8 protein-coding genes are annotated in these 11917 nt (G+C 73.0%); 3 read left to right on the top strand and 5 right to left on the bottom strand.

All coding sequences use genetic code 11. From position 1 onward, the window contains the following. Positions 1 to 16: 16 nt before the first annotated feature. The 5 genes from ABZ919_RS09020 to ABZ919_RS09000 form a co-directional block, all read right to left on the bottom strand. Positions 17 to 1219 (bottom strand): RNA polymerase sigma factor, encoded by a 1203-nt coding sequence (locus ABZ919_RS09020; protein ID WP_361244933.1) that lies wholly within the window; start codon positions 1217 to 1219, stop codon positions 17 to 19. 390 nt (positions 1220 to 1609) lie between these two features. Beyond that, entirely contained in the window at positions 1610 to 3520 is a 1911-nt protein-coding gene (gene dnaG, locus ABZ919_RS09015) for a DNA primase (RefSeq protein ID WP_361244399.1), read from the bottom strand. 47 nt (positions 3521 to 3567) lie between these two features. Beyond that, positions 3568 to 4833, bottom strand: a complete 1266-nt coding sequence (locus ABZ919_RS09010) for an FAD-dependent oxidoreductase (protein ID WP_361244397.1) — start codon at positions 4831 to 4833, stop codon at positions 3568 to 3570. A 104-nt stretch (positions 4834 to 4937) separates the two neighbouring features. Continuing rightward, positions 4938 to 6206 (bottom strand): deoxyguanosinetriphosphate triphosphohydrolase, encoded by a 1269-nt coding sequence (locus ABZ919_RS09005; protein ID WP_361244394.1) that lies wholly within the window; start codon positions 6204 to 6206, stop codon positions 4938 to 4940. Between the two features lie 140 nt (positions 6207 to 6346). Beyond that, the gene (locus ABZ919_RS09000; RefSeq protein ID WP_361244392.1) at positions 6347 to 7207 is read right to left on the bottom strand and encodes a sirohydrochlorin chelatase; all 861 of its coding nucleotides are present in this window, start codon (positions 7205 to 7207) and stop codon (positions 6347 to 6349) included. A 154-nt stretch (positions 7208 to 7361) separates the two neighbouring features. Between ABZ919_RS09000 and ABZ919_RS08995 the strand changes: the two genes are divergently transcribed. The 3 genes from ABZ919_RS08995 (at position 7362) to ABZ919_RS08985 (ending at position 11910) form a co-directional block, all read left to right on the top strand. Further along, positions 7362 to 8042: an ElyC/SanA/YdcF family protein gene (locus tag ABZ919_RS08995; protein WP_361244390.1), complete on the top strand. Its 681-nt coding sequence runs from the start codon at positions 7362 to 7364 to the stop codon at positions 8040 to 8042. 2 nt (positions 8043 to 8044) lie between these two features. Continuing rightward, positions 8045 to 9514, top strand: coding sequence for a membrane-associated oxidoreductase (locus ABZ919_RS08990; RefSeq protein WP_361244387.1), 1470 nt, complete (start codon positions 8045 to 8047; stop codon positions 9512 to 9514). A gap of 110 nt (positions 9515 to 9624) precedes the next feature. Beyond that, entirely contained in the window at positions 9625 to 11910 is a 2286-nt protein-coding gene (locus tag ABZ919_RS08985) for a molybdopterin oxidoreductase family protein (protein WP_361244385.1), read from the top strand. Positions 11911 to 11917: the final 7 nt, after the last annotated feature.

Raw genomic sequence — 11917 nt, 5'->3', positions numbered from 1 at the left:
TGCGGGCGGCCCCCTTTCAGTCCAGGTATCCCCTCAGCTGATCCGCGAACGCGTGGTCCCGGAGCTTGTTGAGGGTCTTGGACTCGATCTGCCGTATCCGCTCCCGGGTGACCCCGAACAGGCGGCCTATCTCCTCCAGGGTCCGCGGGCGGCCGTCGATGAGGCCGTAGCGGAGCTGGACCACCTTGCGCTCGCGTTCGCCCAGCGTGGACAGGACGGCCTCCAGGTGCTCCCGCAGCAGCAGGAACGCCGCCGACTCGACCGGCGAGGCCGCATCCCCGTCCTCGATCAGGTCGCCGAGGGCGACGTCGTCCTCCTCGCCGACCGGGGCGTGCAGGGACACCGGTTCCTGGGCGAGGCGCAGCACCTCGGAGACCCGCTCGGGCGGCAGGTCGAGGTAGGCGGCGACCTCTTCGGGGATCGGCTCGTAGCCCCGCTCCTGCAGCATGCGGCGCTGCACCCGGACGACCCGGTTGATCAGCTCCACCACGTGGACCGGGACGCGGATGGTGCGGGCCTGGTCGGCCAGGGCCCGGGACATGGCCTGGCGGATCCACCAGGTGGCGTACGTCGAGAACTTGTAGCCGCGGGCGTAGTCGAACTTCTCCACCGCCCGGATCAGCCCGAGATTGCCCTCCTGGACCAGGTCGAGCATGGTCAGGCCACGGCCGACGTAGCGTTTGGCGACCGACACGACGAGCCGCAGGTTGGCCTCGATCAGCCGGCGCTTGGCCATCCGGCCCATGACCACCAGCCGGTCCAGGTCGAGCGCCAACTGGCTGTCCAGGTCCGGGGTGTTGCTCAGCTTCTCCTCGGCGAACAGGCCGGCCTCGACCCGGCGGGCGAGTTCCACCTCCTCGGCCGCGGTGAGCAGCGGGATACGGCCGATCTCGCGCAGGTACTGGCGGAACAGGTCGGCGGAGGGGCCGCCGGTCTCGGCGCGGGCCGAGACCGGGGTCCCGGCGGGCTCGGGCGCTTCGCCGGTCTCCTCGGGCTCGTCCACGAGTGCTTCCGCCGGCGGCTCGGCCGGCTCGGCCGGCTCGGCCGGCGCCGCCTCCGAGTGCAGGACGGCACGGCTCTGCGGGGGCACGGCCACGAGGACGTCCGACTCCGCGTCCGGCTCGTCCGCGGTGGTACTGGTGGCGCTGTCGGTCTCAGTGAGGGTCTGGGTCTGCACGGGGGCGACCTCCAGGATGATCGCTGCTGAAGGTGTGCGCAGCGGTGCTTCGGGAGCGGAGAGTCGACGGCCTGCGCTCCTGGGACGGGCCCCAGGGACTCGGGCAACGCCCCCAGTGTGGAGTAAGACACATCCCCGCCACGAGGGGCTTGCGGTGACTTTTTGCATCCGGTCCGTGACCGGACGGTGATCGGCGCAGGAAAACCGGGCGCCGTACTCCGCCTTGATCTGGGAGGATCCCCGGGCGTCCGGACTCCTGTACGAAATCCATGTGACGGTCCGCCGTGCCCAGTACCCGCAACCCGCCGAGCGGGAGCAGGAGTTCGCGGACCGTCTGATACGCGCGGTGACCCCGGTCTTCCCTTCCGAGGCCGCCTGGTGCTGCGACCGGAAAGGTTCACCGGCTCGCGGCAGACCTTTCCGGTCACAGCACTAGAGCGCTTCGGCGCCCCGCTCCCGAAGCCCCTGGTCGTACTGCTGGAGGACCCACATCTCGTTCTGCACCGAGGCCAGCCGGGCGGGGTCGCCGCCGGTGGTCAGACGGGTGAGCTGGGACTGGATGTCGCGGATGCGGCGCTCGACGGCGCGGCGGCGGATCTGCACCAGGACCGTGCCCGCGTAGGTCTCGTCCACCGTGCGGCGCAGGATCGGCTCGACGGCCAGCTCGGTGACCATCGCGCGCACCGTGTCGTCGGGCGCGGCCTCGCGGACCCGGACCAGGTACTCCTGCGGATCCGAAACGCCGTACTCGGCGCCGCCCGCCTCCGCGATCGCCTGGCGCACGGCCGTGTACGGCGGCGCGGTGAACTCGTCCAGGCCGTAGGCGTCGAAGGCCGGGGAGACCAGCTCTGGGCGCTGCAGGGCGAGTTTGAGCAGCTCGCGTTCGGCGGCGTGGACCGGGTTGCGCAGGGTCAGCGCGGGGCCGGAGGAGGCGGGGCGAGGCGGGGCGGCGGCCCACTGCTGGTCCGCGCCGCGCGGCCGGTCCTGCTGCGGGGCCCGTCCGCCGCGGTCCCGCGCCCAGCGGGCCAGCTGGGCCACGCGCCGGACCACGAACTGGGTGTCCAGGATGCCGAGCATGCCGGCGAGTTCGACGGCGACCTCGTGCTGGGCGCCGCTGTTCTTGATGCGGGCCACGACGGGCGCCGCCTCGTCCAGCGCGGCGGCGCGGCCGGCCGGGGTGTCCAGGTCGTACCGGCTCACGATCTGACGGAGGGCGAACTCGAACAGCGGGGTGCGCGGTTCGGCCAGGTCGGCGACCGCCTCGTCGCCCTTGGCCAGGCGCAGCTCGCAGGGGTCCATCCCGTCGGGCGCGATCGCGATGTACGTCTCGGCGGCGAACTTCTGGTCGTCCTCGAAGGCGCGCAGGGCGGCCTTCTGCCCAGCCGCGTCGCCGTCGAAGGTGAAGATCACACGGGCCGAGCCGTTGTCCATCAGCAGCCGGCGCAGGATCTTGATGTGCTCGCCGCCGAAGGCCGTACCGCAGGTCGCGATGGCTGTCGTCACCCCGGCGAGGTGGCAGGCCATGACGTCGGTGTAGCCCTCGACCACGACCGCCCGGCTGGTCTTGGCGATCTCCTTCTTCGCCAGGTCGATGCCGTACAGCACCTGGCTCTTCCGGTAGATCGCCGTGTCGGGCGTGTTCAGGTACTTGGGACCGTTGTCCGCCTCGTACAGCTTGCGGGCGCCGAAGCCGACGACCTCGCCGCCGATGTCCCGGATGGGCCACATCAGGCGGCCGCGGAAGCGGTCGATGGGGCCGCGGCGGCCCTCCTGGGAGAGGCCGGAGAGGATCAGTTCCTTGTCGGTGAAGCCCTTGCCGCGCAGGTAGCGGGTGAGGTGGTCCCAGCCCTGGGGGCTGTAGCCGACGCCGAAGTGCACGGCGGCGGCCTGGTCGAAGCCGCGCTCGGCGAGGAAGACCCGGCCGGTCTCGGCCTCGGGACCGGTGGCGAGCTGCTCGGCGTACCACTGCGCGGCGATCTTGTGCGCCTCGACCAGGCGGATGCGCTCGCCGCGCTGGTGGGCCGGGTTGTACCCGCCCTCCTCGTAGCGCAGCGTGATGCCGGCCTGGGCGGCCAGGCGCTCGACCGCCTCGGAGAAGGACAGGTGGTCCACCTTCATCACGAAGGTGAGGGTGTCGCCGCCCTCCTGGCAGCCGAAGCAGTGGAAGAGTCCCTTGCTCGGGCTGACCTGGAAGGACGGCGACTTCTCGTCGTGGAACGGGCACAGGCCCTTGAGGTTGCCGCCGCCCGCGTTGCGCAGCTGGAGGTACTCGGAGACCACGGCGTCGATCGGGACCGCGTCCCGTACCGCCTTCACGTCCTCGTCGTTGATCCGTCCTGCCACGCGTGAATTCTACGGGGGTGGTGCGACAGCTCCGGGGCTCGCGGTGGTCAGGAGGCGAAGCCGTCCAGGGGGACGTGCGGGTTCGCCAGGGCCTCCGTGTCGACCTGCGCCCGGGAACGGATCAGTTTCTGGATCTTCTCTGTGACATCCCACACGTTCACGTTCATCCCGGCCAGCACGCGCTGCTCCCTCACCCAGAACGCGATGAACTCCCGCTTCCCGGCGTCGCCCCGGATCACCACCTCGTCGTACGACCCGGCCGGCGCCCAGCCGCTGTACTCCATGCCCAGGTCGTACTGGTCGGTGAAGAAGTAGGGCACGCGGTCGTGGACGACCTCCTGGCCCAGCATGGACCGCGCGGCGGCGGGTCCGCCGTTCAGGGCGTTGGCCCAGTGCTCGATCCGGAGCCTGGTCCCGAACAGGCCGAGCGGGAGGTTCGCCACGTCACCGGCCGCGTAGATGTCCGGGTCGGAGGTGCGCAGCCGCTCGTCGACGACGATGCCGCCGCCCTGCGCCCGGTCCGCGATCTCCAGGCCCGCCGCCTCCGCGAGGCCGACGCGGGGTGCCGCGCCGATCGCCGCGAGGACGTCGTGCGCCGGATGCTCCTCGCCGTCGTCGGTGCGGGCCGCGAGGACCACACCGTCCTGGCCGACGATCTCGGTGAGCCGCCGCCCGAAGTGGAAGCGGACGCCGTGCTCGCGGTGCAGCTCCGCGAAGACGCCGCCCAGCTCCGGTCCGAGCACGCCGTGCAGCGGGGTCGGCGCCGGTTCGACCACCGTGACCTCGGCGCCGTACTCGCGGGCCGCGGCCGCGACCTCCAGGCCGATCCAGCCGGCGCCCGCGATCACGATGTGCCCGTTGTCCCGGCCGAGCGAGCTCAGCACGCCCTTGAGCCGTTCGGCGTGGGCGAGCCGGCGCAGATGGTGCACGCCCGCCAGATCGGTGCCCGGGACGTCCAGGCGGCGGGGTTCGGCGCCGGTGACGAGCAGCAGCTTGTCGTAGCGGACGAGGGTGCCGTCGTCGCCGAAGCGGACGGTCTTCGCCGTACGGTCGATGCGGTCGACGAACTGGCCGAGGTGCAGCTCGATGTCGTTCTGCGCGTACCAGGCCGGCTCGTGCACGAAGACGCTGTCGCGCTCCTTCTTGCCGAGCAGGAAGCCCTTGGACAGCGGCGGGCGCTCGTAGGGGTGGTCGCGCTCGTCACTGATCAGTATCACCCGGCCGGTGAAGCCCTCCGCCCGGAGCGTCTCGGCCGCCTTCGCGCCGGCGAGACCGCCCCCCACGATGACGAATGTCTGATCCGCGTCGACCACTTGATGCCTCCTCGTAAGGGTGCCGCCACATGCGAGCGTCCCGCACGCGGCGTGATGCGGGAAGAGGGAGTGACCCGATCAGGCCACGGCCGGTCATGTTCCCCTCACATATGCCCCGTAAGTCTCGCGTGCAGGGAGCGCGCGGAGGCGTCGGTGAGGGAGGCGATCTGGTCGACGATCACCCGCTTGCGTGCGTGGTCGTCGCCTGCCCCGTCGAACAGTGCCCGAAACTGCGGATCCAGCCCGTCCGGCGCGCGGGAGGTGAGCGCCTCCGCCAGCTCCGCCACGACGACCCGCTGATCGGCGCGCAGCCGCTCCTGCTCCGCGCGCTGCATCACATACCGGTCCGCGACCGCCTTGAGCACCGCGCACTCCATACGGGTCTCGCGGGGTACGGCGAGTTCGGCGCCGTAGCGGGTGAGCCGGCCGGCGCCGTACGCGGCGCGCGTGGCGCCCTCGGCGGCCAGGCAGAACCGGCCGATGAGCTGGCTGGTGGCGTCCTTCAGGCGGCCCTGGGCGACCGCCGTGCCGTCGTAGCCGTGCGGCCACCACTCCTCGTCCTGGAGGCGGTCGAGGGCGGCGGAGAGTTCGGCCGGGTCGGTGCCGGCCGGGACGTACCGGCCGACGGCGACCTCGAACACCGCCTGCCGCTCGGGCTCCGCGTGCAGGCAGTTGGGGTCGATGTGCCCGGCGTGCAGACCGTCCTCGACGTCGTGCACCGAGTACGCCACGTCGTCCGACCAGTCCATGACCTGCGCCTCGAAGCAGGTGCGGGTGCCGGGGGCGTGCGCCCGGACCCAGTCGAACACCGGGCGGTCGTCGTCGTAGACGCCGAACTTACGGGACGCGGGGTCGGTGGGGTGGGCGCCGCGCGGCCAGGGGTACTTGGTCGCCGCGTCGAGGGTGGCCCGGGTGAGGTTGAGGCCGACGGAACCCTTCTCGGTGAACCGTTTGGGCTCGATGCGGGTGAGGAGCCTGAGGGACTGGGCGTTGCCCTCGAAGCCGCCGCAGTCGTCCGCGAAGGCGTTCAGGGCCTGTTCGCCGTTGTGTCCGAAGGGCGGGTGGCCGAGGTCGTGGGCGAGGCAGGCGGCTTCCACCAGGTCGGGGTCACAGCCCAGAGCCGCGCCGAGTTCACGGCCGACCTGGGCGCATTCGAGGGAGTGGGTGAGCCGGGTGCGGGGGCTGGCGTCCCATGCCTGGCTGCGGGCGCCCGGGGTGACCACCTGTGTCTTGCCGGCGAGGCGTCGCAGGGCGGCGGAGTGCAGGATGCGGGCGCGGTCGCGCTGGAAGGCAGTGCGGCCGGGACGTTTGTCCGGTTCCGCGGCCCAGCGCTCCATCGCAGCCGGGTCATAGCTGAGTGCGGTGCCTTCCATTCTTCGACAGTATGCCCGCTCGTCCGCCGAGATCGGCTTTCGGGCGGGTGCGCGTGCATCGTGGTTCGTCGCGCCCACGCGGCGGAGCCGCACGTCGGCACAGCCGTGCGCCCCTGGGGGAGTTCTCGCCGCCCCTCACCTCAGGCCGACGCCAGTTCCGCACCCGCCGTCACCCGTGCCTGGTCGTACCGGTGGAGGATCAGGCGGGCCATCGCCGGGTGGGCCCCCAAGGGTGCCGCTGCCACCCACGGTGCCGCCTGTGCGCACTGGGCCGCGAAGCGTCCCGGCGCCGTGAAGTACGACGCGATCGCCACCCGGTGCCGGCCCCTCGCGGCAAGAGCCCGTACCGCCGTCGGGACGGTCGGGTTCGCCGCGGAGGCATAGGCCGGTACGACCGGCACGCCGAGCCGGTCCGCCAGGAGGCGGGCCGTGCGGCGGGTGTCGGTGGCCGAGTCGGGGTCGCGGGAGCCGGCCGCGGCCAGGACGACCGCGCTCGAGCGGCGCGTCGACCCGTCCATGACCGGCGGCCAGCCGGCCTCCAGCAGGCGGTCGTACAGGGTCTCCACGAGCAGGGGGTGCGGGCCGAGCGGGGCGGCCACGCGGGTGCGGGCCGGTGCGGCGGCGGCCGCACCGGGGATGTCCTGCCGGACGTGGTAGCCGCGGGAGAGGAGCAGCGGGACCAGCACGGCGGGACCGCCGCCGAGGGCGGCGAGGGCGTCCGGCAGCAGGGGCTCGTTCAGCTCGATGTGGCCCAGGCGGACGGGGACGGCGGGGCGCAGTTCGCGTACCCGGTCCGCCAGGGCCCGTACGGTCTCCAGGGCGCGCGGGTCGCGGCTGCCGTGGGCGACCAGGACGAGGGCCGGCGGTACCGCGCGGCGGTGCCGGAGCGGGGAGACGAGCCGGAGCTGCCCGGCGAGCCGGCTGCTGATGCTGTCCATGAGGTGCGCCGTGCTGTCGAGGTGGACGGGGAACTCGGAGGGGGGAAGGTGCGACGCCGTCATGAAAGGATCCTGACGGCGTCACGTTGCGCGGCCGTTGCCGGTCCGTCACGAGCGTTTTCCGCCGCTTCACGTCGTACGGATGCGCGATGTGAGGCGAACCGGATCGGTGCCGGTGGCGTCCTCCAAGGTCGACAGCAGATCCCTGGGGGGCCTTATGAAGATCCGTCGACCGCGGCTGCCGCGCACCCGTAGGGGCCGGCGGCGGCTGGTGCAGGCCGTGATGGCCGGATGTGTGCTGGCGCTGCTGCCGATGACCTGGCTGTACGTGTCCACGGCGGAGCGGCTGCGCACGACGGCGAACGCTCCGCGGGCGCAGGTCGCCGTGGTGTTCGGGGCGGGGCTGTGGAACGGGGAGCCGTCGCCGTACCTCGCGCACCGGCTGGACGCGGCGGCGAAGCTGTACCGGGCGGGCCGGGTCGACGTCGTCCTGGTCACCGGGGACAACAGCCGCAAGGACTACGACGAGCCCGACGCCATGCGCGCCTATCTCAGCAGGCACGGCGTGCCGGGCAAGCGGATCGTCAGCGACTACGCGGGGTTCGACACCTGGGACTCCTGTGTACGGGCCAAGAAGATCTTCGGCGTGGACCGGGCCGTGCTGATCAGCCAGGGCTTCCACATCCGGCGGGCGGTGGCGCTGTGCGAGGCGGCGGGGGTGGACTCGTACGGCGTCGGGGTGGACGCCGAGCACGACGCGACCTGGTACTACGGCGGGACGCGCGAGGTGTTCGCGGCGGGCAAGGCGGTGCTGGACGCGGTGTTCCGCCCCGATCCGATGTTCCTCGGGCCGAAGGAGCACGGGGTCAGCGAGGCCCTGGCTCAGGCGCGGGACTGAGCATGGACGTCACAGATCTGACGCCCGCCGAGCGCCGCGTCCGGGAGGCCTTCCCGCTCGGCGAGGGCGTCGACTTCCGGGAGAGCGACGACGAGGACACCGCGCAGGGCGCCTCATGGGGTCCGCGGCGGACGCTACGGGCGCAGGTGCTGCGGGAACTGCTGCTGGACGGCCCGGTCGGGGAGGGCCGGATCGCCGGTCTGAAGGTGACGGGCGCGCGGATCACCGGGCGGCTGGACCTCGATCACGGCACGGTCGGCCATCCGGTCCGGCTGCGTTCCTGCCACTTCGATCAGGCGCCCCGGCTGTACGCGGCACAGGTCGTCGCCCTGGTCCTGAGCGACTCGGTGCTGCCGGGCCTGACGGCCGGGAATCTGCGCGCCGAAGGGGTGGTGCGGCTCACCTGCTGCCGGATCACGGGTCCGGTACGGCTCCAGGGGGCGAGGCTGTCCGGAGCGCTCTTCGTGAACGGTGCGCGGCTCGGAAGGCCCGGCGAGGTCCCCGAGGAGCCGGTGCTCCAGCTCAACCACGCCGAGGTGGCCACGGACGTGTGGGCCCCCGGGCTGGTCGCGCACGGCAAGGTGCACCTGAACGGAGCGGTCGTCCGCAACCAGGTGAACCTCAACGACGCGGAACTGAACGCCCCCGGAGAGACGGCTCTGCACGCAGAGGTCCTGACGGTCGGCACCGACCTGCACGCCATGCGGCTGCGCACCCGTGGCCGGGTCAATCTGGGCGGTGCCCGGATTCCCCGCCAGCTCAACCTCGCCCACGCCCGTCTGTCGAACCCGGGCGGCCAGGCCCTGCGTGCCAGCAGCAGTGTGATCGGCGAGCTGTGGCTGCGGGAGGCCGCGCCGATCGAGGGTTCCGTGAATCTGCGCCGCGCCCAGCTCGACCTGCTGCACGTGCCGCCCGAGGTGTGGCCCGAGCAGGTGCAGATCGACGGGCTCAGCTACCGCGTCCTGGCCCCGCACCTGCCGGCCGAGCAGCGTCTTGCGCTGCTGGAACGCGAGCAGGAGAGTTATCTCCCCTATCCGTACGAGCAGTTGACCACGGCATACCGCACGGTGGGCGACGACGCCGCCGCGCGCACCGTGCAGCTGGCCAAGCTCCGCCGGCACCGCCGCACCCTGCCCGCCTACGCCCGGGTGTGGGGCTGCCTGCAGGACGCGGCCGTCGGCTACGGCTTCCGTCCGATGCGGGCCGCGGGCTGGTTGCTGCTCCTGCTGTGCACCGGCACGCTGGCCTTCGCCCTGCACCGTCCGCCCGCTCTCAAGCCCTCCGAGGCGCCCGCGTTCAACCCGCTCTTCTACACCCTCGACCTGCTGCTGCCGATCATCGACTTCGGCCAGGAGGGGGCGTACGCGCCGGACGGGTGGTACCAGTGGCTGTCGTACGTGCTGATCGTCACCGGCTGGGTGCTGGCGACGACGATCGCGGCGGGCGTCAGCCGCTCGCTGAGCCGGCAGTAGGAAGGGCGACCGGCACCTCACGCCGCCTCCGGTCCGGCGGGGAGGTCGCCGTGCCGGGCGCGTAACCGGAGGCGGTCGGGGCCGTAACACGCTCGCCGCACGCTGGCGGCATGGAAACGGACACCTCGACGCCCACCCACTGCCCGTACTGCGCCCTGCAGTGCGGGATGAACATCACGCCCCTGCCGGAGGGGGGCGTCGAGGTGTCCGAACGGGCGGACTTCCCGGTGAACCGGGGTGCGCTGTGCGGCAAGGGCCGTACGGCCGCCCAGGTGCTGGCGCCCGGGGTGCGGCTGTCCTCGCCGCTGGTGCGCTCCGGTGGCCGGCTGGTCGAGGCGGGCTGGGCCGAGGCGCTGGACCGGATCGCCGAGCGGCTCGGGCGCACCCGTCAGGAGTACGGCGCCGACGCGACAGGTGTGTTCGGCGGGGGCGGGCTCACCAACGAGAAGGCGTACGCGCTGGGGAAGTTCGCGCGGGTGGCGCTCGGCACCTCGCAGATCGACTACAACGGCCGGTTCTGCATGTCGTCGGCCGCGGCGGCCGGCACGAAGGCGTTCGGTCTCGACCGGGGCCTGCCTTTCCCGCTTCAGGACATCCCGCGGACCGGGTGTGTGATCCTCGTGGGCTCCAACCTCGCCGAGACCATGCCGCCGTCCTTGCGTTTCTTCACCGAACTGCGGGAGAACGGCGGCACATTGATCGTGGTGGACCCGCGCCGGACCCGGACGGCCGAGCAGGCCGACCTGCATCTGGCGCCGCGCCCGGGCACCGATCTGGCGCTGGCGCTGGGCCTGTTGCACCTGGTGGTGGCCGAGGGGCGGACGGACGAGGAGTACATCCGGGAGCGCACGACGGGCTGGGAGGAGGCCCGGGCCGCGGTGATGGCGCACTGGCCGGAGCAGGTGGAACGGATCACGGGGGTGCCCGTTCCCCGACTCCGGGAGGCGGTACGGCTGTTCTGCGAGCCGGAGGCGGCGATGGTGCTCACCGCGCGCGGTCCGGAGCAGCAGTCCAAGGGGACGGACACGGTGGGCGCATGGATCAACCTGTGCCTGGCGACCGGCCGCGCGGGCCGCCCGCTGTCGGGGTACGGCTGTCTGACCGGGCAGGGCAACGGACAGGGTGGACGCGAACACGGCCAGAAGGCGGACCAGCTGCCCGGCTACCGCAAGCTCGACGACCCCGAGGCGCGGCGGCACGTGGCCGCGGTGTGGGGCGTGGACCCGGACAGCCTGCCCGGCCCCGGACGCAGCGCGTACGAACTCCTCGACGCGCTCGGCACGGACGTCCGGGCGCTGCTGCTGATGGGCTCCAACCCGGTGGTGTCGGCGCCGCGCGCGGCGCACGTCGAGGAACGGCTGCGCTCGCTGGACTTCCTGGCCGTGGCCGACGTCGTCCTCTCCGAGACGGCGGAGCTGGCGGACGTCGTGCTGCCGGTCACCCAGTGGGCGGAGGAGACGGGTACGACGACCAGCCTGGAGGGCAGGGTCCTGCTGCGCCGCCGGGCGATCGCCCCGCCGCCCGGTGTCCGCAGCGACCTGTACGTGCTGCGCGAACTGGCGGCGCGGCTCGGCGTGGAGAAGGGCTTTCCGGCCGACCCGGAGGAGGTCTTCGAGGAACTGCGCCGGGCGAGCGCCGGCGGTCCGGCGGACTACTCCGGCATCACGTACCGGCGGCTGGCGGAGGAGGACGGGGTGTTCTGGCCGTGCCCGGACACCGACCGCTCCCGGGGGACCGGCTCCGGCCCGGGCGGCTCGCCCGGCGGCACCGGCCCTGCCGCGCCGCGCGACGCGGAGGCGGCGCCACGCCCCGGCGCCGGGTCCGCCCCGCGCCCGGCGGCGGGGGCCACCGAGACTCCCGGGACCATGACCGCCGCACACCCCCAGGCGGACGCGGTCACCCGCTCCGCCGCAAAACCCCCCGTGCACCCCGGCACCCCCCGCCTCTTCCTGGACCGTTTCGCCACCCCGGACGGGCGGGCCCGGTTCGTCGCCGTGACCCACCGGCCGACGGCGGAGGAGCCCGACGCCGAGTACCCGTTGCTGCTGACCACCGGCCGGGTCGTGTCCCAGTACCAGTCGGGGGCGCAGACACGACGGGTCGCCGAGCTGAACGCCGCCGCACCCGGTCCGTTCGTGGAGCTGCACCCACGGCTCGCGGCCCGCATCGGCGCGGCCGAGGGCGACCCGGTCAGCGTGGTCTCCCGGCGCGGCCGCGCGGTGGCGCCGGCCCGCATCACCCCGGCCATCCGCCCCGACACCGTCTTCATGCCGTTCCACTGGCCGGGCGAGGGCCGCGCCAACACCCTCACCAACCCGGCCCTCGACCCGACGTCCCGGATGCCGGAGTTCAAGTCGTGCGCGGTGCGGGTGGAGGTCGTAGGACCACGGCCGTAGCGGGGAC

It is taken from the genome of Streptomyces sp. NPDC046759 (assembly GCF_040645475.1).
Taxonomy (GTDB): Bacteria; Actinomycetota; Actinomycetes; order Streptomycetales; family Streptomycetaceae; genus Streptomyces.
Note: the sequence above shows the minus strand (reverse complement) of the source record. Positions and strands in the feature narration are given on the sequence as shown.

Excerpts from the sequence above, each read along its gene's own strand:
- ABZ919_RS09000 (WP_361244392.1), bottom strand. The coding sequence starts at position 7,207 with ATGACGGCGTCGCACCTTCCCCCCTCCGAGTTCCCCGTCCACCTCGAC.
- ABZ919_RS09005 (WP_361244394.1), bottom strand. The coding sequence starts at position 6,206 with ATGGAAGGCACCGCACTCAGCTATGACCCGGCTGCGATGGAGCGCTGG.
- ABZ919_RS08995 (WP_361244390.1), top strand. The coding sequence starts at position 7,362 with ATGAAGATCCGTCGACCGCGGCTGCCGCGCACCCGTAGGGGCCGGCGG.
- ABZ919_RS08990 (WP_361244387.1), top strand. The coding sequence starts at position 8,045 with ATGGACGTCACAGATCTGACGCCCGCCGAGCGCCGCGTCCGGGAGGCC.
- ABZ919_RS08985 (WP_361244385.1), top strand. The coding sequence starts at position 9,625 with ATGGAAACGGACACCTCGACGCCCACCCACTGCCCGTACTGCGCCCTG.